The organism is Ktedonobacter racemifer DSM 44963, from assembly GCF_000178855.1.
Classification (GTDB): domain Bacteria; phylum Chloroflexota; class Ktedonobacteria; order Ktedonobacterales; family Ktedonobacteraceae; genus Ktedonobacter; species Ktedonobacter racemifer.
The window spans coordinates 718,047-740,569 of record NZ_ADVG01000003.1 but is presented as its reverse complement, the minus strand read 5'-3'; the positions used below and the strand labels follow the sequence as shown (position 1 = coordinate 740,569).

At 53.8% G+C, this 22,523-nt stretch carries 23 protein-coding genes and 1 pseudogene; 13 read left to right on the top strand and 11 right to left on the bottom strand.

The window, feature by feature from the left end:
* Window positions 1-87: 87 nt before the first annotated feature.
* The 5 genes from KRAC_RS32245 to KRAC_RS32225 all read left to right on the top strand — a co-directional run bounded on the left by KRAC_RS32245 (window position 88) and on the right by KRAC_RS32225 (window position 5,926).
* The gene (locus KRAC_RS32245; RefSeq protein WP_007914561.1) at window positions 88-1,179 is read left to right on the top strand and encodes a hypothetical protein; all 1,092 of its coding nucleotides are present in this window, start codon (window positions 88-90) and stop codon (window positions 1,177-1,179) included.
* A gap of 523 nt (window positions 1,180-1,702) precedes the next feature.
* The gene (locus tag KRAC_RS32240) at window positions 1,703-2,869 is read left to right on the top strand and encodes an extracellular solute-binding protein (protein ID WP_007914559.1); all 1,167 of its coding nucleotides are present in this window, start codon (window positions 1,703-1,705) and stop codon (window positions 2,867-2,869) included.
* A gap of 102 nt (window positions 2,870-2,971) precedes the next feature.
* Window positions 2,972-3,904, top strand: coding sequence for an ABC transporter permease (locus tag KRAC_RS32235; protein WP_075164426.1), 933 nt, complete (start codon window positions 2,972-2,974; stop codon window positions 3,902-3,904).
* Between the two features lie 10 nt (window positions 3,905-3,914).
* Window positions 3,915-4,775 carry an ABC transporter permease gene (locus tag KRAC_RS32230; protein ID WP_007914555.1) on the top strand — a complete coding sequence of 287 codons (861 nt, stop codon included), beginning with the start codon at window positions 3,915-3,917 and terminating at the stop codon, window positions 4,773-4,775.
* A 35-nt stretch (window positions 4,776-4,810) separates the two neighbouring features.
* Window positions 4,811-5,926 carry an ABC transporter ATP-binding protein gene (locus KRAC_RS32225; RefSeq protein WP_007914553.1) on the top strand — a complete coding sequence of 372 codons (1,116 nt, stop codon included), beginning with the start codon at window positions 4,811-4,813 and terminating at the stop codon, window positions 5,924-5,926.
* A gap of 22 nt (window positions 5,927-5,948) precedes the next feature.
* Here the strand turns inward: KRAC_RS32225 and KRAC_RS32220 are convergent, their stop codons facing one another.
* The 5 genes from KRAC_RS32220 to KRAC_RS32205 all read right to left on the bottom strand — a co-directional run bounded on the left by KRAC_RS32220 (window position 5,949) and on the right by KRAC_RS32205 (window position 9,585).
* A complete protein-coding gene (locus KRAC_RS32220; protein WP_007914552.1) occupies window positions 5,949-6,815 on the bottom strand; it encodes an ATP-grasp domain-containing protein in 867 nt (288 codons plus the stop codon).
* 86 nt (window positions 6,816-6,901) lie between these two features.
* Window positions 6,902-7,381: a DUF1579 family protein gene (locus KRAC_RS32215; protein WP_007914551.1), complete on the bottom strand. Its 480-nt coding sequence runs from the start codon at window positions 7,379-7,381 to the stop codon at window positions 6,902-6,904.
* 183 nt (window positions 7,382-7,564) lie between these two features.
* Window positions 7,565-8,527, bottom strand: coding sequence for a C39 family peptidase (locus KRAC_RS32210; protein ID WP_007914549.1), 963 nt, complete (start codon window positions 8,525-8,527; stop codon window positions 7,565-7,567).
* 416 nt (window positions 8,528-8,943) lie between these two features.
* Window positions 8,944-9,078, bottom strand: a complete 135-nt coding sequence (locus KRAC_RS78525; RefSeq protein ID WP_274532142.1) for a hypothetical protein — start codon at window positions 9,076-9,078, stop codon at window positions 8,944-8,946.
* 96 nt (window positions 9,079-9,174) lie between these two features.
* On the bottom strand, window positions 9,175-9,585 hold the full coding sequence (locus tag KRAC_RS32205; protein WP_007914548.1) for a PPOX class F420-dependent oxidoreductase: 411 nt from the start codon (window positions 9,583-9,585) through the stop codon (window positions 9,175-9,177).
* Between the two features lie 123 nt (window positions 9,586-9,708).
* On the opposite strand from KRAC_RS32205, the gene KRAC_RS32200 reads away from it, so the two are divergent.
* Window positions 9,709-10,071, top strand: a complete 363-nt coding sequence (locus KRAC_RS32200) for a winged helix-turn-helix transcriptional regulator (RefSeq protein ID WP_007914547.1) — start codon at window positions 9,709-9,711, stop codon at window positions 10,069-10,071.
* On the opposite strand, the gene KRAC_RS32195 is transcribed toward KRAC_RS32200, so the two are convergent.
* Window positions 10,068-10,460, bottom strand: a complete 393-nt coding sequence (locus tag KRAC_RS32195) for a GNAT family N-acetyltransferase (RefSeq protein WP_040445449.1) — start codon at window positions 10,458-10,460, stop codon at window positions 10,068-10,070. The two genes, KRAC_RS32200 and KRAC_RS32195, sit on opposite strands and share 4 nt — an antisense overlap.
* A gap of 52 nt (window positions 10,461-10,512) precedes the next feature.
* Between KRAC_RS32195 and KRAC_RS32190 the strand changes: the two genes are divergently transcribed.
* A complete protein-coding gene (locus KRAC_RS32190) occupies window positions 10,513-10,932 on the top strand; it encodes a helix-turn-helix domain-containing protein (protein ID WP_244422377.1) in 420 nt (139 codons plus the stop codon).
* A gap of 98 nt (window positions 10,933-11,030) precedes the next feature.
* The gene (locus KRAC_RS32185) at window positions 11,031-11,645 is read left to right on the top strand and encodes a transposase (protein WP_007914545.1); all 615 of its coding nucleotides are present in this window, start codon (window positions 11,031-11,033) and stop codon (window positions 11,643-11,645) included.
* A 357-nt stretch (window positions 11,646-12,002) separates the two neighbouring features.
* Here KRAC_RS32185 and KRAC_RS32180 read toward each other — a convergent pair whose 3' ends face one another.
* Window positions 12,003-12,728, bottom strand: a complete 726-nt coding sequence (locus tag KRAC_RS32180) for a TPR end-of-group domain-containing protein (protein ID WP_007914544.1) — start codon at window positions 12,726-12,728, stop codon at window positions 12,003-12,005.
* Window positions 12,729-12,904: 176 nt separating this feature from the next.
* Window positions 12,905-14,206: an MFS transporter gene (locus KRAC_RS32175; RefSeq protein ID WP_007914543.1), complete on the bottom strand. Its 1,302-nt coding sequence runs from the start codon at window positions 14,204-14,206 to the stop codon at window positions 12,905-12,907.
* Window positions 14,207-14,702: 496 nt separating this feature from the next.
* On the opposite strand from KRAC_RS32175, the gene KRAC_RS32170 reads away from it, so the two are divergent.
* Window positions 14,703-15,326 (top strand): GNAT family N-acetyltransferase, encoded by a 624-nt coding sequence (locus tag KRAC_RS32170; RefSeq protein ID WP_007914541.1) that lies wholly within the window; start codon window positions 14,703-14,705, stop codon window positions 15,324-15,326.
* Window positions 15,327-16,082: 756 nt separating this feature from the next.
* Here KRAC_RS32170 and KRAC_RS79840 read toward each other — a convergent pair.
* Both KRAC_RS79840 and KRAC_RS32160 read right to left on the bottom strand, forming a co-directional pair.
* Window positions 16,083-16,514 (bottom strand): annotated as a pseudogene (locus KRAC_RS79840) (recombinase family protein); the annotation flags it as partial.
* 86 nt (window positions 16,515-16,600) lie between these two features.
* Window positions 16,601-17,287 (bottom strand): dienelactone hydrolase family protein, encoded by a 687-nt coding sequence (locus KRAC_RS32160; protein WP_007914540.1) that lies wholly within the window; start codon window positions 17,285-17,287, stop codon window positions 16,601-16,603.
* A gap of 222 nt (window positions 17,288-17,509) precedes the next feature.
* Between KRAC_RS32160 and KRAC_RS32155 the strand changes: the two genes are divergently transcribed.
* The 3 genes from KRAC_RS32155 to KRAC_RS32145 all read left to right on the top strand — a co-directional run bounded on the left by KRAC_RS32155 (window position 17,510) and on the right by KRAC_RS32145 (window position 20,238).
* Entirely contained in the window at window positions 17,510-17,842 is a 333-nt protein-coding gene (locus KRAC_RS32155; protein WP_040446146.1) for an ArsR/SmtB family transcription factor, read from the top strand.
* Window positions 17,843-17,858: 16 nt separating this feature from the next.
* Window positions 17,859-18,320, top strand: a complete 462-nt coding sequence (locus KRAC_RS32150) for an SRPBCC family protein (protein WP_007914538.1) — start codon at window positions 17,859-17,861, stop codon at window positions 18,318-18,320.
* 361 nt (window positions 18,321-18,681) lie between these two features.
* Window positions 18,682-20,238 (top strand): MFS transporter, encoded by a 1,557-nt coding sequence (locus tag KRAC_RS32145; RefSeq protein WP_007914537.1) that lies wholly within the window; start codon window positions 18,682-18,684, stop codon window positions 20,236-20,238.
* On the opposite strand, the gene KRAC_RS32140 is transcribed toward KRAC_RS32145, so the two are convergent.
* Entirely contained in the window at window positions 20,204-20,695 is a 492-nt protein-coding gene (locus KRAC_RS32140; protein ID WP_007914536.1) for a helix-turn-helix domain-containing protein, read from the bottom strand. The two genes, KRAC_RS32145 and KRAC_RS32140, sit on opposite strands and share 35 nt — an antisense overlap.
* Before the next feature lie 400 nt (window positions 20,696-21,095).
* Between KRAC_RS32140 and KRAC_RS32135 the strand changes: the two genes are divergently transcribed.
* Window positions 21,096-22,502 (top strand): glutamine synthetase family protein, encoded by a 1,407-nt coding sequence (locus KRAC_RS32135; protein ID WP_007914534.1) that lies wholly within the window; start codon window positions 21,096-21,098, stop codon window positions 22,500-22,502.
* The last annotated feature ends 21 nt before the right edge of the window (window positions 22,503-22,523 follow it).

Here is a 22,523-nt window from a genome sequence, read left to right as displayed (position 1 = left end):
TAGGTGAGGTATATAAAAAGCGCTTTTTCTATGAATTAATAGGCATATGTATCGCCAGAGCCTTGTGGCGTGAGGAGCTTCGCTCGCATGGATAGCAGAAATTTGTCTCCTTTTGAAGACAAGAACAGCAATGTATTGAAAACTGTTTCTTCTCAACCGGCCCAGCCGACCAGCTCTATAAAACCATTAAACTGGTGGTATCAGGTTGCCACTCCCTCTGAAACAGAGGCCAAAACCTCTTTCGCCGCGCAGGATAGGCTTCGCCGGTCTCGTCTCGCCAGCCTTATCCTTCTTCTTATGCTGGTTGTCCTTGTCTCCTTTATCCGACTCGCGCTCCTCGCTAAAAATCCCCTGTTATTTCCCATTATTCTGACCGCTATTGGCATTTGCTTATTGGCTCTCTTCCTAAATCGCCGGGGACATGTGACCGCAGTCGGAATAATAAGCGTTATTACGGCGAATACAGCTATCATGCTCAACCTGATTACCTCGCCAAGTGGCATGCTGGACATGAATGGCTTTCTCACGTTTGACCTGCTCGTCTTCTCAGAACTGCTGGCGGTCTCGCTGCTCCCACCGAGCAGCGTCTTTTTTGTGGCGGCCCTCAATATTGGCTGCATCTGGGGAGATATCCTCCTGCAAACGCACGCCCCCGACCTCGAACACCTCTGGCGTTCGATGTCATATACTCTGCTTGTGCGCCCTATCGCCTTGCAGATCGTCGTCGCGGTCGTAACCTACTTATGGGTGCGCGGCGCCCTGCGGGCCTTTAAGCGGGTGAACCGCATCGAAGAAGTTGAGCGTTTACAACTCGCGCTAGCCGAGCAGAAGCGTGACCTGGAGTACGGTATTCAGCAAATTCAGCAGGCGCTGGTGGAGGCGGCAAACGGCAATTTCTCCGTGCGTACCCCACTTGCGCAAGAGAATGTACTCTGGACGGTCGCCTCCTCGCTGAATACCCTGCTTGCACGCCTGCAACGCTCCAGCCAGTCAGAGCAAGAGCTACAGCGCATCCGTGGCGAGGTGCTGCGCCTGGTGAATATTGTCAGCGAGGCCGAGGTGAGGCGCGTCCCGCTACGGCTCGCAGCCACCGGCACTCTGCTCGATCCACTCTTGAAGAACCTGGCAGGTCGCTATCTCCTGCAACCCGCCTCTGGCGACCGTCCCTCGCGCCCTTAAGGCTATGTGCTGAGGCATGAAGCCGCGTGTAGCACGACGCCACGAAAGTACGCATCTACATGTAATGAATTATATGTGATGCGTACTTTCGTGGCGTCGTGCTTATTTGTTTATCTCTGTCAGATCTGTATCTCTTTTTCTCTGTAGTCAGAATGTACACGCCTAATATTAAGTAGATTTTAAGAAACATGTTTATCTGGTAATTTTATTGTGAACATTATATTAAGGAAATAATTATGGCTAAAATGTCTACATATATATGAAAATTGTAGATAAATAGCTATTGTATTTTTGAAAGCTCAACACTACACTGTCTGCTAGGTATCAAAGAAGATCTTTTCTCTGCCTTCGATGATATCGACTTTCTCTGCTCTGACAATCTGTATCTATCGGATAACTCTCTGTTTGCTGTCTTGTATACCTTACTCGCAGCTGCGCAACAGTCGGGATGTATTGGACGCCTGACTGAATGTCTCGCTGCGTAAGTATGCATTACAATTTTTCAGACCAGGAGCTATGCATTATGGTAGATATGAATGAGCATTATGATCGCCGTTTATTTTTCAAACAGGCGGGTGCTTTAGGCCTCTCCGCCGCCTCTCTCTCCGCCTTTTTAGCGGCATGTGGTAGCACCACTTCAACCACCACTACCGCCTCCTCCGTTGACCTTGCCGGGCCAATCGCTATCGGGACGCTTCTTGAGAAGGCGAAAAAAGAGGGGAAGCTTGAAGCAATTGGTATTCCACCCGAATGGGCTGATTATAAAGATATCCTGAATACCTATACCTCGAAGTATGTCAAGGTACAGTACCAGGCTGAGGCTGAGTTTTCATCGGCCCAGGAACTGGAGGTCTTCAAAAAGTCAAAGCTTCATCCCCATGGGGATATCGGCGATGTCGGCTTTAAATTCGGTCCACAGGCTGTTCAGCAGGGACTGGTTACTCCATATAAACATTCCAAGTGGGATGATATCCCCGCCGAACTGAAGGATCCCAAGGGCAACTGGTGTACCGAGTATTGGGGCGCGCAGGCTTTTGTCATCAATACAGACCTGGTAAAGAATGAGCCAGCCTCTTTCAAGGATCTGCTCAATGGCGATTACAAGAATATGGTTGGTATTGATGGCGATCCACGTGAAGCCAACGATGCCTTTATCGCTGTCTACAGTGCCGCGCTGGCGACGAGCGGTAGCCTTGATAGCATTCAGCCAGGCATTGATTTCTTCGCTCAGCTTAAGAAAAAGGGTAATTTTACCGCTGCTCGTTCTAGCGTGGCCAATGTCACAAAGGGCGAGGTCGCCATCGCGATCATGTGGGACTACCTGGGCTTAGGCTTCCGCGATCAACTCAAGGGCAAGCCCAATCTAAAGGTTATTATTCCCTCGGATGGCTCTATTGCTGGTCCCTATGTCTCCATTATCAACAAAACTGCCCCAGACCCCTACGCGGCTCGCTTGTGGATGGAGTATATCTTCTCGGACGAGGGCCAGTTGAACTACCTGAAGGGCTATGCCCACCCTGCCCGCTACCAGTCCCTGGTGAAGGCTGGCAAGATTCCAGCCGAGTTGGCGGCCAAACTTCCACCAGCCGAGCAGTATGCTAATGTGAAGTTCGTTACAGACCTCGGCAAGCTTGATGCTGCCGCCACCGCGCTCTCCAATAACTGGCAGTCCCAGGTGCTTGGACAGTAAGCGCTTTTTCATGCTTCTCCTTCATTGAGAGGCTTTAAGAATCGTCGTGAGGGCGCAGGATGTATGCTTGCGCCCTCACATGCTCTTTTAGAAGGTGGTGTGATGGACGTTCCTGTTATTTCAGGTACAGATACTACCCAGACCACGCTTAGCCGCTCTGCGAAGCGCCGCTCTCGCGTACGCTGGGGGTATTCGACGGTAAGCTGGTTGGGCCTGGCCCCGTTCCTTGTGTTTTGCCTGCTGTTTGAAATTTTACCTACCCTTGTCATTCTTCAGAGCAGTTTTACGGACGATCAGGGAACTGTAACGCTGGCCAATTATCAGCGGATTCTCACGCAACCCAGCACGCTACGTGCCTTCCAGACAAGCATCTCGCTCTCGCTCGTCTCCGCACTTATTAGCGTGGTCGTCGGCTTTATCGCAGCCTATGGCGTCTATACCATGCGTACTGGCTGGCTGCGTAATCTGCTCATAGGTTTCTCCAGCCTGGCCGCTAACTTCTCGGGCGTTCCCCTGGCCTTTGCCTTTGTTTCAACGCTGGGCGTGACGGGCTTTGTGACGGTGCTCTTTAAGACGTGGTTCCATGTCAATCTCTATGACCTGGGCTTCAATCTGTATAATTTCTGGGGCCTGGTTCTCACCTACGTCTATTTTGAGCTGCCGCTCATGCTACTGATCACTGTTCCCGCGTTAAGTGCTTTAAGGAATGTGTGGCGCGAGGCGGCGACTAATCTGGGCGCATCGACTTTTACCTACTGGCGTAAGGTGGCGTTCCCGATTCTCCTTCCATCGCTTATCGCGGCACTGATGTTGCTCTTCGCCAATGCCTTTGGCGCCTTTGCCACGGCTTATGCGCTGGCACAAGGCAATATTAACCTCGTTACGATCCTGATTAGCTTCGCGGTTGCAGGCAACGTGAGTGTCGATGTAGGCCTGGGAAATGCCCTGGCTGTGGGGATGATTCTTGTCCTTGTAATCTCTGTCTCTCTCTATGTGTTTATGTTGCGCCGCGCCAGCACCTGGCAGGGAAGGTAGAGGAAGTGATATGAAACAACAGGCGAAAAGTTTTTCCCTGGCATTAGATAAAATCGTTCTGTTTCTGGTGGTTCTCTACCTTGTCATCCCGCTCGGAGCGACCCTGGTTTTTGGCCTTAACGATGGTTCCCGTTTCAACATCGGTGTCTTGACACAGGTGTTCAGCGATGGCGACTTTTCGAAAACACTCCTTCTCTCGCTAGGCCTGGCTATTGCATCGACGCTGATCGCGGTTGTGTTGATTACGCCTACCGCTTACTGGGTGCAGCTGCGCCTTCCCCAGGCTCGCCCCCTGCTGGAGTTTCTCTCCCTTTTGCCTTTTGCGGTGCCGCCAATCGTTCTTTCACTGGGCTACCTGGAGGTTTTTGGCGATTCCCATACCTGGATTGATGTGCTTTCTCTCGGGCTGGTCCCCTTACTGAGTAATGAGCCGTTCACTATCGTCAATACGCCACAGCTATTGATCTTCGCCTACGTGGTGATTGCTCTCCCTTTTATATATCGCCCTATCGATAACAGTTTGCGTGCGCTCAATACGCGGGTGCTCTCTGAGGCGGCCTCAAACCTGGGATGTGGTTGGTGGCGCACCTTTCTCACCATCATCTTGCCAAATATCTGGCCGGGTGTTATCAGCGCCGCCCTGTTGACCTTTTCGACCGCTATGGGTGAGTTTACTATTGCCGTGCTCTCAGGCATCTATACCTTCCCTGTGTATCTGAATCAGATTGGACAGGGCGACGCTCACCAGGCTGCCTTACTCACCATTATGAGCTTTCTCATCACGCTGCTCTGTGTCCTCGGCATCCTCGTACTGGTGCGCAGCAGAACTCAGGGCAAAGGACAGACCGTTGAAATTGGCGGTGGAAGATAACTGAGGATCGTGCTTTTACAGATAAGGAATAAGAGATGGCTTTTCTCGAACTACTAGATATATCCAAGCACTTTGGGCATACCGCTGCTGTCGACAATATCGGCTTGTCGATTAAGCAGGGCGAGTTCTTGACTCTGCTTGGGCCGAGTGGTTGTGGTAAAACCACGCTCCTGCGTATGATCGCGGGCTTTGAAACACCTACAACTGGTAGCATCTTGCTTGATGGCGAAGATATCACCAACCGCCCGGCCAATAAACGCCTGATGGGGATGGTCTTTCAATCCTATGCTCTCTTCCCGCATATGAGCGCTCAGGATAATATCGGTTTTGGCATGACTATTAAACATCAGCCTAAGCATGTTATTAAGAAACGCACGGCCGAATTACTTGAACTCGTTGGACTGGCCGAGATGGGGCAGCGCTACCCGCATCAACTCTCGGGTGGGCAGCAACAACGTATCGCACTCGCGCGTGCCCTGGCCGTCGAGCCGAAAGTCTTGTTGCTTGATGAGCCGCTCTCGGCGCTTGACGCCAAGGTCAGAATCTCACTGCGTAACGAGATTCGTCGTATCCAGCAAGAGTTGAAGATAACGGCTATTTATGTCACCCATGACCAGGAAGAGGCCCTCTCGCTCTCCGACCGCATTGCGGTGATGGCAAAGGGCAAAATTGAACAATTGGATGCTCCCGAAAACATCTACAATCAGCCTCAGACAGCCTTTGCCGCAACCTTTGTCGGCAACAGTAACCAGTTCAACGGGATCATCGAGTCGGCGGCCAATGGTCTATGCCAGGTTGGCACACGGACCTTGAACGTCTCTCCCCTCTCTCAATTCCGCGACGGCGAGAGAGTCCTGATCATGGTTCGCCCTGAAGATATTGCTGTCCAGGTTGATGAGGACACTCACGATGACCTGAACGTTCTGGCGGGAAGAATTGACCTCCGCACCTTTCTAGGGCCGTTTACGCGCCTGCATGTAAGCATCGATGAAACCACAACGCTCCTGGTTGATATTCCCACGCGCCAGGCTGCAAGCTATACACCAGGCCGCCAGGTGCATGTCAGCTTCCCACCCCAGGCCTGCAAAGTCTTAGCCCTCGATGCCAAGGATGCAGAGTTAGTGCATCTCGCAGCCGCCGAGGCCGTGTAGGGTCCATGAGGGGACGACGCTACTAAAGTACGCGTCGTCCCACTTTCACCTTGCGCGCGATGGCATCGGCGAAGTGCTCGACGGCGTGGGGCGCGAGGGCGAGCCATAAGCCGGGTTCTACCAGCTCCAATTCCATCAGGCGGAGCATTCCCGCTTCATCGTGGATAAGATCCACGCGGGCGTATAAAGGCTGCGTGGGCAGAAGGGTAAGCAGCCGCTGCGAGAGGCTCAACTCATCCTCTTGCGCGGTGATCAGCCGATCTTCTGCGGAGGCATCCAGGTTGAGTGCGGGTGCGCGCTCGATGGCGTGCGTAAAGACTCCATCGATAAAGATGAGGGAGCGCTCACGCGAGCTGGTCACGGTTGAGAGAAAGGGCTGGAGCAACATATCATTGCCTGGGAGATACTGCTCAAGATGGGCCTGCCCCGCCTCTACGCATTCGCTTGTTATCAGGAGAGTCGCGTGGGCACTGGCGGAGACCGCTGGCTTGAGTATCACCCTGCTCCAATTGTGTTGCATCATCAAAGAGGCAAGATTGACCTGCGCTCCCTGTTCCAGCCAGAGCGTTGGAACGATAAGAATACCCTGCCCTTCCAGGTCGCGCAGGTAGAACTTATGCGTATTCCGGCGCAGAATGTCCAGCGGGTTCCAGAGCGCGTTCAGGCTTGCAACGTGCTCTGCCCAGGTGAGGAAATCAGCACGCTGGTGATGGTAATCCCAGGTCGCGCGAATGACCGTCATTTGCGGTTGCGACCAGTCCACCTCTGGAGCATTCCAGACGACCGGGCGGGCGCGCAGGCCGCGCTCGGCCAGGGCAGGAATGAGCAGAGCGTTATCACTATCTAGTTCAGGTAAGCTAGCACAGGTCGCCAGCGCGATATCAAACATTCAAAATAACTCGTTTCTAGGCGGGCGTTACCCTACACATAGCATGACGTAGGGTAACGCGTAGGCGCGTACGTAAGTAGCGCTACTTACTGTCTCTGGTGGTCCATAGTCCAGTTCGTATCCCAGGTCTGACCACCATCAAAGGAGAAGGCTTGCTGCCAGCGAGCACCCTCCTCTGTGATCTGGTCCCATATAAAGCGGATATGTACTGGCTTTCCGTCGAGCGGAGATTCGATGACTTGATAAAAAAGGCCTACACCCTGCTCGAAATGTCCCAATAGCGGCCTGAAATCTGGTGAATTGCGATTATCGAGCCAGACAATCGACCATTGCTGTGTCTCCTGGTCGAAGGCGCGAATGGTCATTCCTTGCACAAGTTCTCCATTGGGCAGCGTTGCCTCATACTGCTCGACCCGCACTCGACCATCAAGCTGTTTGGCGCTTGTGGAAGAAGCCGAGAATTCCTCCCATACGCCTTCTTTCTCAGGTGCGAAGGGATTTGTCCGCCGCAGGTTGCGAATATTCCAGGAGCCAAGAAGAAAATCGAAATCGGTTACTCCAGACATAAGTGTTGTTCCTCCAAAGTGTGATGTTATGACCCCAGTATATATGCTTATGCGGCGAGAATTGACCCTAATTAAGGCGGGATTACACAGATATGCCTGTTACCTGGAAAAATCAATTATAAGCTGTGCAAGTAGTCGCGTACGCCAGTAGCGGGCCTGTTACTGGTGTACGCGACCACTTAGTTAGCGTGGGGTCACGACCGCGCTGAAGGTCTGCCACATGCCGAGGAACATGGCGCGTGACATGCTGTGGAAATTGGTGGGGGCGGAATCGGCGATATAGACGTTCTGCGCATCGCCACCGCGAACCACGAAGATATGCCCATAGGGATAGTATGTCGGATGGCGCACGCTCACAATCACAGGCTTGCCGCTATTGGCGGTATCAATGACCTGCTGGAGCGTCATGGTGTGGCCCCAGTTGGTGTTGAAGCCGAAGTAGTTGGCCGTCATGGAGATGCCCTCTTCACGCAAGAGGCCCTGATCGACGCTCCAGACGCCCAGGTTTAGCTCCTCTTGCAACACATCGGAGGCAATCAGGTGGCGCCCATAGGCATCAAAGACCATCACCATGGCGAAGCCCGAGCAGGAGGAATAGACCCAGGTCTGGCGCTCATAGAGCGTGGCGTACTGGCTGGAATCGGCGGAGTCGAGGCGGACCAGGCGCGCGCTCGCGTCGAGAAATACCGGCTCGTTAGTGCCTGGATTGCCCGGGTTGGTCTTCGCGGGCTGCTCCAGGACATGCCCGGAGGGCGAATAGCTTATGTTATTGCTGTACTGTCCATCCAGGGTACCCTGCGAAAACTTCGCCAGCGTCCCACCCGCCAGGCCTACCTGGAGAAAGAGGGTTAAGCCAAAGAGCACGAGCACTCCTACGGAGACCAGCGAGCGCCTATGCGTCGACCAGGGAGAGCGAGTCGCGACTGACGGCAGCGAGGCCGTTGGACTCTCGATAGAGACGATCTGGCCCTCGTTGAGGTGCAAAATAGCGGTCACATGCCGGTCGAGCGGATGGGCCGGGAGGCGATTCTGCGTGGCAAGCACCTGCCTGTTATGCCTATGTTCTCGCCAGGCGCTTACCCCCACAACGGCGGTGATAAGCAACATCAACATGGCCAGAAAAGACGTCATCGTAGCTGCCGACATAAATATCCCTCTAAATATCCCTATATATCTGGCGCCGCACGCCCCGGCGTTTCCTCTCGCCGGAGATGACGCCGCGCTTAGTATTTCTCCAGATTGTATCGTTATCTATCAATAAGTATATGCGATAATGCTGGACATACTCCAGTTTCTCCCCAAAAACGGCCATATGCCCCAGGGAAAAGCAGAGAATGTTAACCGTCAGTATCCCAAATTGGAGAATGGCTTGACTATTGCGTCCGCATAACTAGTAGTAGCCGAGTACGCCAGTAGCGGGCAAGTAGTAGCCTTATTTAAAGGGAGGCTACATCATCCATCCTTAATAATAGCGGTACCGTCACCGATCTCTCCCTGGGCCAACCCACCCGTAGTGGTAACACCATCACCTATCCCGTTTCTTTCTACGCAACCAAACACGGCTATACATCCAAATGCCAGGGACACGTCATACTCACCTGGCAAGGCATTGGCAGCGGTTGGCGAGTTTCATCCGCTGAGACCATCTGCAATCCGCCAATTAACCGCGCACCAGCTTCGGTGAGTGATTGACGCATAACGCGAAACGCCTCCTCATAGCGTCTCGCGTCAGTGGTGAGCCGTCGACACACTGCTCACTTCGCCTGGACAACCTTTGGCCTGGTTCTTTAGTGCTACTCGTTCCAGGGGCCATTGCCATGGATACGCTCAGCAGTAATACGGGTAATATATCCCTGTGGCGCTCCATCAGGCGCGTACGTTGTGCCCGGGGCGATATAGATCTGGGCCAATTGGTTCAGCAATTCGGGGGCACCACCCTCGGTAATCCTGGCACGACCATTGATAACAAGATAGTTATCCAGTCCATTCGTTTTTCCGCTCGTTGCCATTGAGAGTGCAACCCGGGCATCACGCTGAATATTCTTCAATTTTTGGTAGAGATTGAAGTGAGCGCAAACAATTTCATCGCCATCAAGGCCAACCCAAACGACTGAGACCTGCGGACTGCCATCTTTATTCAGTGTCACCAGGTGAGCGAGATGCCCTGAGGACAAAGCTTGCCGTAATGTATCATTCAAAATCATTCTGGTCACATCCTTTCATGAGAAATGAATGACATCAGTATAGAAGGAGCCCTTAATTACGGCAAGTACGCACAATTATGTGCTATAGTATCAAAAAAGGTACTAAAGCGAGGGAATGGAGAGATGGAAAACGAGTTGTGCCAATATATCTGTCCAGTTGAATCAACGCTCGATGTCATCGGCGGAAAATGGAAGGGCATCGTCCTCTATAAATTGTTGGAGAGGCCCAGGCGCTTCAGTGAACTCAAACGCGAACTCCCTACTATCACACAAAGGATGTTAACTCTTCAATTGCGGGAGTTAGAAGAAGATGGCATCGTGCATCGTGAGATCTACAAGCAGATTCCACCAAAGGTTGAATACTCTCTGACCGATTTTGGCAAGACATTGGAGCCAATCCTGCTTGCCATGCTCACATGGGGCGGCCAATACACCAGCCAGATCATCGAAAGAAGGTCCACCAGAAAGGCTCAGTCAGCCTCCTAAAACCAATCTGACGCTGGTATCCAGGTCTGCCCGGCGGGGAAGAGGATCGCGAGCACAGTCACGTGATCGCCGGGCAGCATGCGCTCATGTGCTTGTATCGCGCTGACGATGGGGCGATAGCCAAATATGGCCTGCATGAAGGTCTGGGGCGTCATCGCGAGTGTATCCGGTGCTACGTTGGATGTATCCAGCAAACTGAGATTTGTACCGGAGATACGTAATGTAAAAGCTTCTTTTCCTATAGTAAAAGATATTTCTCCCGACCAGTGGGCCAGCGAACGCTGCCAGTGGGCCTGCCATTCCGGCAACATGGCTCGTGTCAGCGCAGGCAGGCTTACGAGGCGAGCCATCCAGCCCGCGTTTCGATGACGAAAGGTCTGCTCGTGCACTGCCTAGTGCATTCTGACGAAAGGTCATAGGAAATGTGGTATCATAGAGGGCATGAAAGCCCCCATTTTTATTCGACCACTGACCAAAGACGAACACAGCCAGATCCAGGCGGGGTTGCGTTCGTCCAATGCCTTCGTGTTGCGACGCAGCCAAATATTGCTCGCGTCTGCCCGTGGGGAGCGCGCCCCCGCTATCGCCAAGTATCTGGGCTGCGACGACCAGACCGTTCGCAATGCGATCAAAGGCTTCAATATAGCTGGACTCACCGTGCTCAAAGAGGGGTCTTCGCGTCCCCATCGACTCCGAACGACCTTCACCATCGAAGCGGCCGAGCGGTTGAAAGCGCTCTTGCACCGCAGTCCCCACGACTTTGGACTCGACCGTGGCCTGTGGACCTTGGAACTGGCGGCCAAGATCAGTTTCGAGCAGGGCATTATCCCCCACAAAACGTCGGTGGCGAGCGTGCGCTGAGCGCTCCAAAGCTTAGGGACCAATTGGAAGCGTGCCAAACACTGGATTACCAGCCCCGACCCCCAGTACCAGCAAAAAAAAACGCACGCGATCGGCTGATGGCCTGGGCGAGCACCCAACCAGGCTGCGTCATCGGGTTTGTGGACGAGGTGTGGTGGAGCAGGTTCGCTCTTCCTCGTCTGTCCGCCTGGCAAGGGAAAGATCAACCCGTGCGCTTGGTGGAACAGACGTGGCAAAAAGGTGATCCTGATCCCAAAGCTCTCGCCTGTTATGGAGTATTGTGGCAACAGGGACCGATCGATGATCCGATTCGCAAACAGATGTCGCTGCGCTTCGTGACCGGACGCCCCGTCAGCGCCATCACCACCCAATTTCTGGAGTGGTGTTGCACTCGACTACAAGCTCAAAACAAGACTTCTTGGCTGCTGATCTGGGATAATGCCTCCTTTCACGTGAGCAAGATGGTGCGGACCTGGATCAGAGAGCACAACAGCCTGGTCAAAGCCGAGGGCAAGGGCGTGCGTATTCTGCCTTTGTTTCTGCCCACGAAAAGCCCTTGGCTCAATCCCATTGAGCCCAAATGGGTCCATGCCAAACGCAATGTAGTCGAACATGATGGGCTGCTTACCGCCAAACAGCTTGCCGCACGAGTCTGTGCCTACTTTGGATGTTCCTATGAGCCACATCTTGTTCTTTCCGAAAAGGTTTCGTAATTATGCACTAGCCAAAGGTAGGATTATCCCAGGTGGAGATATCGACAACCTCAAGGTTCTCAGCCATCCAACGCGCCACAGACGAGGTGGGTGGCACACTATACACGTAAGCCTTTGGGATCTCCTGACTTTCCGCAGGAACTCTCTGGTAGCGCCAGGACAGTCTGGCAATCGAGCTCTTGCCACGCCCTGATTACGAACTTCAGGGCGTGTATACACTCCTCCAATACAGCCGGTGACAAGCCGGGCGCTCCTTACTCGCAATACACGCTCATAGATCCTATAGCCACCCAATTGCTTGCTATCACGATATGCGCTACGCATCTGCTCCTGTCGATAGCCAGGCAGCAGGCAGGTTCATAGATTTTCGCTTTCCAATTGATCGCGTAACGCAATCAGTTCAGGATCGCTCTTTGCGCGCTCTTTGAGACGAGGAGCGAGTGTCAACGCTTCCTGTAAGAGCGCGGCAGCTTTCTCCAGTTGGTTCAACTGCGTGTAAAAGCAGGCCAGATTATAGAGGAAACTCCCTTTCACCCATTCTGGCACTTTAGCCTCAATGATTCTGCTGGCGCACTTCTCACGGGTCTCAATCGCCCGAGGAAAGTTGTGATGGTCGAAATAGTACTGCGCAAGATGCTCCTGGTCGTGCTCGTAGCAACCGCCCAGGAAGGATGTATACAAAGATCTTTCCCCGGAAATTGAAGGGAAGCGACCCGGGGCTGTCAAATCTTCTTCGCTGAGTTGCTCAATTAACGTGATGAGTTCGGTGTTGACTCGCTCAGATTCAGCAAGTATCTCTGAGAATGGGCGAAGCCTGTGCTCCTCAAAATTCCTCGAGTTGAGCCGGTCCTCGTCTTCTTCGCTCTCCGGGATCTCCTGATGCTGCTGGATGGCAGTCAACCTGCGTACAAAGTCCCGATGCCAGAAGGTCCTATGAGCCATGTGATCTTTGGCAGACCAGAGATTTGGCGTCCCAATGGCATTCTGTTCGGTCTCGCTTAGCTCCTGCAAAAAAGCTTCTTTATCGCGATGCCCCTGCTGCAGGAGGTCGAGGACGATGGTCTTAAAAGGCTGTGCAGTCATGGAAGTACCCTTTCATAGTTCGCAACGACAAATTTCTCTTGTGAGAGTATCTCACGAAAAGCGGTCAAATTTGGCCCGCTTTACTGCCCTTGGATGAGAAGATACTGAAAGGCACTTCCTTTTGAGCTCCTGGCGTACGCGGCTACTCTCCAAAGTAGCCGCGTACGCCAGGAGCGTTACTCCTGCGGCGTCTCGCGCAGCGTGGTCAGGCGGCGGATGTCGGGAAAAGCGCCCGCGACGATGAGCACGACTAGCAGGGTGCCAATGCCACCAGCAACGACCGCGGCCACGGGACCAAGGAGTTGGGCCGTGAGTCCCGATTCAAAACCTCCTAGCTGGTTGGAGGTGCCAATGAAGAGCGAGTTGACCGCGCTCACCCTGCCGCGCATCTCGTCCGGAGTGCGCACCAGCGCGAGGGTCGAACGGATCACGACGCTGATGTTATCAAAGGCGCCAATGAAGATCAGTGCCAGGAATGAGAGCCAGAACCAGTGCGAGAGGCCAAAGACAATCGTTGCCAGGCCAAATCCGGCTACCCCCAGCAACAGCACCGGGCCAGCCCTCTTGAAGGGTGGACGGCGTGCCAGGAAGAGCGCCATCGCGATGCCCCCAATAGAGTCTGCGGCCTGGAGCCATCCCAGCCCCACAGGCCCAACATGCAGGATGCCGGTCGCGTAGATGGGCAGGAGCGCGACGGACCCGCCAAACAGGACCGCGAAGAGGTCGAGCGTAATCGCCGCCAGCATGACCTTGGTCTGTCCAAGGAAGCGCACACCACTCACGAGTGAGCTGAGCTTGCGCCCCTCGCCCAGGGCTCTCTTTTGTGGTTGAACATGGATAAAGATTAGCAGGATGGCAAAGGTCAGGAAGAAGCCGCTGCTCAGTAGGTAGACGGGAGTCGCACCCTGAAAGAAGCCGATCAGAAAGCCACCCGCCGCAGGCCCGATTACGGCTGAGAGCTGATTGATGCTGCTGCGCCACGTCATGGCGTTCTCATAGGCCGCCTCTGGAATGACCTGCGAGACCAGCGCCGAGTTGGCTGGCTGGCTGAAGCTTTGGGCGCCGCCTATCGCCGCCAGGCAGCAATAGATCAGCACCAGCGGACCATGCAGATAGGAGAGAAGCGCCAGGCTTAGAGAGGCCAGCACGTTGACGAGCTGTGCCACAAGCACAATATACTTGCGATTGACGCGGTCGGCGATATAGCCAGCGGGCAGGAAGAGGATAATAAGCGGGATCACCTGGGCCAGTCCGACTCCTCCAAGCACAAGCGCGGACTTCGTCTGGATATATAATTCCCAGCCAATGGCGACGGAAAGCATCTGTTGCCCAAACGTTGCCAGACCCACGCCGCTAAAAAGCAGGCGAAAGTCGAGAAATTGTAATGCGCTGGTGGAAGTGTGTGTTGTTTCTACAGGAGGAGAAATATCTCTGGCTTGATCTTCTGATACTGCCGTTTCATCTGCGATAGGTTCCATGTGTTTTCCTTGATCTAGAAAATGTCTCCCGCGATAACCTACTTGGGGTAGGGCTGGTGTGGAGTGGAAATGCCGAAGGCATTTCCACTCCACACCAGCCCTACCCTGCGAGCCACATAGTGGCGAGAAGTCTTGAAGAGATACTTTAAGACATAAGAGGTGTTAGGATAGTGGAAGAACAAAAAAGCGCCAACCTCCACATCCTACAGCCCTCTATGCTATCGCGGGCTGTACCGATGTGCGTTGGTTGACGTTAGACGCTTACGTTTATTTAATTTGATGAATATAGTGTAGCCCCTGTTGAGCCTCCCTGTCAAGGAAACTGCCAATCCCTACAAAACACCCTTTGCCTTTGAGCGTTGCAGATAATGTGCTACAGCTAATCCAGGCTTTGTGTTATCATAGATGATGGCGCAAGGAAGCAATAGAGATGCTGATGCTGCTCATGTATAAGCAAGCAGTCGTAAATTAAATTCATTTCACAAGGGATTATTTTATGTCTTACGAGAGGCAAGAGGCTCAACCTCAGACAGAGAAACAGTATGTCTTCAATATTGTTGGTGAGCAGGTAGCGTTGGGACCGGTTCACCTGGACCTGACGACGCCACTTCATCGCTGGCTGAACGATTTCGAGGTCACCCTTCTTTCAGGCGATCCGCTTATGCCGAAATCGCTGGAGGAGACGCGGGCCGAGATTGAGCGTGAAGCCGGGGGAGAGAGACAAAACCACGTTGGCTTTATTATCTATGAGCATACAACCATGCGTATGATCGGTATCGCCGAACTACGCCAGATTAACCATATTCACCGTAACGCGACCTATGGAATTCTCATCGGTGAAAAGGATTGCTGGCACAAGGGTTATGGAACTGAGACCACGCGCCTGATCCTGGACTATGGCTTTACCGTCCTAGGTTTGCATAATGTTGTTCTGCATACCTACAGCTATAACATTGCCGCGCAGCGCGCCTATACCAAAGCTGGTTTCCGCGTTGTGGGTACCAGACGCGAGGCCTGGTGTTGGGGCGGCCAATTCTACGATGAAATAATTATGGAATGTCTCTCCAGTGAGTTCGAGAGCATCAACAAGCCAATCATCCAGCTACCCGGCAGTAAATAGCTGAACAATTTGGCCCTGCTGAAGAACCAAGTATGAAGCATCTATTGGGGTAGTAGTGTATGTATGAGCAGAAAACGGCGAAAGCTGTTTTCTGCTCATACATACACTACTACCCCAATACTACGCAGGCGCGAATGCTCTCCTGTGATCCAGATATGGGCTTTTGAGCCAGGAGGTGTTTCCCAACACACACTTGGTAAATTAACTGAAGGGTGGACAGATTTTGCACTGAAGGGTGGGAATGTGATCTGAATCATGGGAATTGGCGATTCATCGCCTGGGAAAACCGCTCCCTATCTGGATTCTTCTCTCAATCCCTTGTCAATTGGCCGGCTTGGGGAAAAGGAAAACGGTTGAGAGAGATCGAAGCCAAAGAGGTTGAAGGTCTTGGCCTCATGGCGAGAGGCGTGGCCAGACTATCTGGCGCCTCTCCTTCTCGTCTGCGGGCAGGTGAGCCAGAGGGTCATTGCATCCAGGCGACGTGCGGATGATCGACCGATGCGGGGCAGGTGTAGATCTGCATTGTGTAACCGCGGCCGATGGTGACCATAACCGGCTCCCGTGGGGGGGGGAGCTGCGACCAGGATTTCTATCGAGGGCCTGGTCCTCGATGGGAATCCAGCTGCCACTACCCCCGTGCCACTCGGTGGAATCAATCCTCAGCAGGGGTTGCATCTGAGTCCCGCAGGGACAGATCGCTGGCTCGGCATCTCGGAAGCTAAAGGATGTCCAGCCTCCAACCTTCCAGCCGGGTGCCACGGATAGCTCATCGGTAAACATCTGCCGGGCGAGTGCCACTTTCCCATTGGTCTTGAGTTTTCTTGGTCGCCCACCTTTCAGTCCCCTGGCTTTCGCCGCAGCTAATCCCGCATTAGTGCGCTCTCGTATGAGATCACGCTCAAACTCGGCCAGCGCTCCCATCAGATGAAAGATCAGCTTCCCTCCTGGCGTTGTGGTGTCAATTTGCTCCGTGAGGCTCAGGAATCCAATGCCTCGCTCATTGAGGCTCCCAAGCAGGTCAATAAGATGAGCCAATGAGCGTCCTGCCCGATCCAACTTCCACACTACTAGCGTATCTCCTGGCCGCACATAAGCCAGCGCCTCGTCCAGACCTTTCCGCTCGGCCTTCGATCCGGTAATCTTGTCCACAAACCATTTCTCGCAGCCCGCTTCTTGGAGCGCATCAATTGAGAGCGTGTTTTGCTGGGCAGAAAGGCGACAGCATGAGCACTACTCCCCACGTGAGTACTACCTCTCCAAGGAACTGTCCGGAGCTAGCGGCGCAATTCGGCGTTCAGGAAGGCGACCGTTCGTTCCCATGCCAAGGCAGCGGCAGAAGCATCGTAGGCCTCCACACGATTGGCATCGAAGAACCAGTGCCTGGTTCCTGGATACGTATAACAGGTCGTCTGCCTTCCTGCTGCCCCAAGTGCCTGCTCCATTTCCACGGCGGACTCCGCCGACACGTAGGGATCCTCCTCTGCAAAGTGGCACAGGTAGGCCGCTTTCGCGCCGTGATAGTCCAGGCCAGGATAGGTGGCATAAAAGGTCACGACGGCGGCGATCTCCTCGGCCAGATTAATCGACATATCCAGCGCGTAGGAGCCTCCCAGTGAGAAAGCGACAAAGCCGAACGCGCCGCGACCGTCTGTCGGGCGGGTCGCGCCGTGTTGGCGCAAGAATTGCAACGCGCCCACGATGTCGCCGCGCCAGCGCTTCACATTCCGATCCAGTTCCGCGCCCAACGCTTCGGCTTCCTCGATCGACGCGGTCGTCTTGCCACGGTAGAAGTCGGGGGCAAGCGCCACAAAACCCGCCTCTGCGAGCCGGTCGCAGACCTGCTTGAACGGCTCCGTCAGCCCCCACCACTCGTGCAGCACCAGGACCCCTGGCCCTTGGCCACCTTGGGGCAACGCAAGATAGCCGGGTACTGTGCTTTCGCCTCCTGGAAATACAATCATGGGACCTCCTCTGTTTCAAAGTTATTTCCCACCGAGAAGCCAATGGGTTCTTCAAGAAAGATTCTGCCCAGGCACACCAAAACCGGTAAACAACCCAAAGTCACATTGAGCAGAGAGTGGACTCCCGCTACCTGTATTGCAAAACAGGCTCTTAGAGCAGCTCGTGCTGACACCCTGCGGAGGCACTTGACAGATTCCGGGTTGTCCATTATAGTTAAGTACATGCTTAACTATAATGTCTCGCTTGATTTCATCTTCCACGCGTTGGCAGACCCAGCTCGGCGAATCATAGTGGAGAGGTTGAGTCAGGGACCGGCGTCGGTCAGCGAACTCGCCAAGCCACTTGCTATGTCGCTTCCAGCAGTCGTTCAGCACCTTCAGGTGCTGGAGGCGAGCGGCCTCGTCCGATCTGAGAAGGTTGGGCGGGTGCGCACCTGCCGTATCGAGCCAGCCGTGTTGAGCACAGCCGAGCAGTGGATCTCCGAGCGGCGAACGAGTTGGGAGCATCACCTCGACAAACTTGGCGACTACCTTGCCGAACATCCGGATGAGTAGACTAAAGGAGAAAATCATGAACGAACGATCTGTACAGCACACTACTTTCGTCATCGAGCGTACCTATGGTGCCTCGCCTGCACGAGTGTTCGCTGCCTGGGCGAACCCCGAGGCCAAAGCCCAGTGGTTCCCAAAGGCCGACGAATTTGACTTCCGAGTCGGAGGACGGGAATTCAATCGCGGTACGCATGAAGGAGTGACCTACACCTACGATGCCCACTACCAGGACATTGTGCCGGACCAGCGCATCGCTTACACCTACATTATGGATCGCGATGAGACGCGGATATCAGTCTCCGTAACGACGGTGGAGTTTCAGAAATCCGCCACTGGCACGCGACTGATCTACACGGAGCAGGGGGCCTTTTTCGATGGGGAGGACAAGCCGGAATATCGCGAGCAGGGAACAAAGAGCTTTCTGGACGCCCTGGACGCGGTGCTCCAACGCGAACGTATGCCCGAAGAGAGCAAACACTAATTCCCCCAGCCGATCAGGCTCAAGCCGCTTTTGAGAGGTGATGGCCTGACCTTGCGTCAGAACCTCGTGGCCATTGGTGGGCGTGGTGCATGAACCGACAGAGCATTTGCCAGGAATGCGCTTGAGAAGCGTCTCCCTGCGGCAGGCTCATTCGCCATGCCCACAGCCTCCTGGCACCAGGGATGAGAGGGCGCAGTCTCTAATGGCTCTGCTCCTCTATACATGTGCCGTGATATCCAGGAAGAAAGAGCATGGAACCGAACCATCCACTCTTCGGTCATGTGCTTTGCTATCGCATGGAACGACAGTGAAGAAAGACGGATGACAGGACGAGAATATATCAGGTAGAAGGAAAAACACGATGACAGAAACCACAAAGACCAGGGAGAAATCTCAGACCGAATCGCCCAGGAAAGCAACGAGGAAAGAATGGCTCGGGCTTGCTGTCCTGGGGATGACTTCGCTGGTGGTGGCGATTGATTTGTTTGTGATGCTCTTGGCGCTTCCAAAGATCAGTCAGGACTTACACGCAAGTGAGACGCAGCTCCTTTGGATCACAGATATGTACGGCTTTTTGCTGGCAGGCTTTCTGATTACGATGGGGACACTCGGAGACCACATAGGCCGTCGTAAAGTATTGCTGCTTGGGAGCGCGGCTTTTGGGGCGACGTCCCTTCTGGTGGCTTTTTCGCAAAGTGCCGAGATGCTGATTTTCGCGCGGGCACTTCTGGGAGTGGCTGGTGCCATGATTGCTCCCGCAGCGCTCTCGCTCATTCGGCATATGTTTGCCGATCCGAAGGAGAATGCACGGGCTATTAGTATCTGGCTGAGTTGTTTGATCGGCGGGTCAATTGTGGGGCCGCTTGTTGGAGGGGTGCTGCTGGAGCATTTTTGGTGGGGTTCGGTCTTCCTCGTGGGTGTGCCTCCCATGGTCATTGCTCTGCTGCTTGGCAAGAAGTTCCTGCCGGAGTACAAGAACCCTGATGCGGCCCAGCTTCATTTTCCAAGTGTGTGCTTGTCGCTCGCGGCGATCCTTTCGCTGATCTATGGCATGACAGAATTAGCGGCTTACGGTTGGCAGGTGTTGCCGGTCGTAGCGTTGCTTGTTGGTATGTTGTTGAGTGTAGTGTTTGTGCGTCAGCAGCGCACATTGCCCGATCCGCTTTTGGACGTGACGCTCTTTAAGAAGCCCGCTTTCACTCTTATGCTCGTTGCGATGCTGATGAATACGATGTTTCCTGGCGGCGTCATGGTCCTTTCGACGCAGTATTTGCAGTTGGTTGCGGGACTCTCACCATTGCAAGCGGGACTCTGGATGATTCCGGCCATGTTGGCGTCTATTATTGGCTTTCAGGTGTCGCCTTCTCTTGCTCGTACGATTCGGCCAGCCTATCTGATTGCATTAGGGCTTGTCTGTTCCATCATTGGCTTGCTGATTCTGTGCCTGACGAATGTCGGTGGTGGCTTGGTGGCGCTTCTTATCGGCTTTGCGCTCTTTAATCTTGGGTCGGGGCCGCTCGTGACACTAGGTACGGGCATCGTGATCGGCTCTGTTGCGCCACAAAGGGCTGGTGCGGCTGCTGCTGTTTCTCAAACGGGAAATGAATTCGGCTTTGCCCTTGGTGTGGCGGTGGTCGGGAGCATCGGCGCGTTTGTCTATCGTATGCAAACCACAACCCTCCCCCACGAGCTTTCTGCCGATGCTACTCACGCAGTTCAAGAAACATTAGCAACAGCGGTGTCAACGGGCAGGAACCTTCCTGGCAAACTTGGGAGCGACGTCCTCTCCATTGCCAGAAATGCCTTCGTGCAGGAATATCACACGGTCGCACTGCTGAGTGCAGGAGTGCTTGCCATCATCGCAGTGGTTATCGTGGTGATGCTCAAAAATCTGCCGGCAATGGCCGAGAAAAACTAGGGGTAAGGTTTGGTTTGCTGAGACGCGTCTCAGCAAACCAAACGGTTTTGAGACAGCTCAACCGATGTTCTGAATCGACAATCAACAATTCAATGTGACAGGAAAAGCGGCGCGTCACCAAAAGCTCTTCATTTTTGCCCGTGCCGGGGGGGCCATAGCCCAGGCCGACCACGCGCGTGCGCCGACAGCCATCACATATCTCTGCAAAGCGCCTCCAGGCTTTTGTCGCCACAAAGCCTGGAGGCTCTCCCTTCGCGTCAGCTAGACCAGCGAAGCCCTTCTCACGATACCGTTTCACCCACCGGCGTACCGTACTCACAGAAATGTTGTGAGTAGACGCAACCTGGGTCTGGGTGACGCCATCCTCCAGAGCCGAACGAATGATCGTAAAGCGCTGAGTGGCTTGTGCTCTTTGGGCTTCTGAAAGGGCCGTAAGCGGAATAGGCGGTTTCGTCATGGCAAACTGCTCCAGACAGGAACCAATAGCATGCATGCTATCTTGCCCAGCATAACCGACCGCTCACCTAATTGTCAAAATTTCCGCTCACGGAATGGGTCTTCCGCTCCTTTGGTGAAGGATGAGCTTATTGAACAAAAACCCTGTGCTCTTTGAACAGAGAACCAGAACCTCGCTCTTGTCCTAGTGAAGAGCTTTCACCAAACCCGTGGAAGACCCACGGAATTCCAAAATTTACAATTACCAGCGTAATTGCTTTTTTCCATAGTAGTAGCTAAAATATGGTAGATACAGATTATAATAAAAGCAATTATCTCTTTTATGCCTTTTTTATGAAGGCCAGGCAATGAATATTTTTGCCTGAATTTAAGAGTGGCAAATATGTATATTTGGAGCAAGCATGTCAGTACATGAATCTCTCTCGACACCAGTTCAGCGTATCCTAAAAAGCTGGAAAGAGGCCCAGGTAGAGCTGGTTCATTGGGAAATTCCCGACCTGGCAGGAATGCCACGCGCTAAAACTCTTTCCTTACCCTACACAGAAGCTCTCTTTAGTGCCAATGATAAGGCTTCTTCAAATGAGCAGCATGGATTGCACATGATAGGGGTTTTGGGAACCGTAGATAGTGGTTCAAACCTGGTTCCCGAAACTTACCACAGCGAAGAGCGGGCTTATAGTGATGCGGTGCTCCTCCCTGATCTCTCGACAGCTACCCTTGTACCCTGGCTCGACCAGACTGCGCGTGTCATCTGCGATCCTTGCTGGCCCGATGGGACTCCTCTGACCGCTGCGCCGCGTCTCGTCTTGAAACAAGTCCTGCGACAGCTTGAGCAGCAGGGGTACACTGCCAGGGTGGCCCTTGAGCACGAGTTTTACCTCTTGCATGACCTGAGAGACCTCACCACCTTACGACCCGTCTTCGAGGGACTGCATATTTTTCATACTGAACGTAACCTGGCGGTGCCTGTCTTGCCCGCGTTGATGAGGCACTTGAAGGCAATGGGGCTTGAGATGCGGACCTGCAACGCGGAGTATGGCACCGGTCAGTATGAGTTAACTTTTGGCGAGCAGGAAGGCGTCATCGCTGCCGACCATGCATACACCTTTAAGCAGGCTGTGAAAGCCATCGCCAAACAGCTGGGATATCATGCGAGCTTTATGACCAAACCTTTCCCGGATCAATCGGCCAGTGGTGCACACGCTCATATTAGCCTGTGGGATGCCCAGGGCCAGAACATCTTTCTCGACCAGGACAACCCTCATGGACTTTCGCAGCTTGCCTGCTATGCCATCGCAGGTATGCTTGCCCACGCCCCTGCCGCCGCAGCACTCCTATCGCCGACACCCAACTGCTGGAGCCGCTTCCAGTATCATTCCTTCGCGCCAGTCAATCTCAGTTGGGGACTCGATGATCGCACGGCCCTGGTGCGCGCGAAAAACTCGCGCGGGCAAGGAACTCACCTGGAGAATCGCCTCCCCTCGGCCCTCGCCAATCCCTATCTCACCATTGCGACTGTCGCAGCCTGTATTCTGCTCGGTATTCGGGAGGCTAAAGAGCCACACCCGCTCATCGAAGGGCCTGCGGAGGAGAGCGAGGAGATCTCCGCGCTTCCGAAGAGCTTGCATGAAGCACTCGATGCCCTCGAACGCGACACCGCTCTTCGTGAAATCCTTGGCGTAGAGTTTACAGACATTTACCTGAAGGTCAAACGCCAGGAACTGCAACGTCAGGAGGAGTACGTTCGCCAACAAGCTGACCTGGCCGCGCTGGCCTGGCAACGCCAGGAATATCTTGCTGACTATTAATAGAGGACAAAAACATACCAG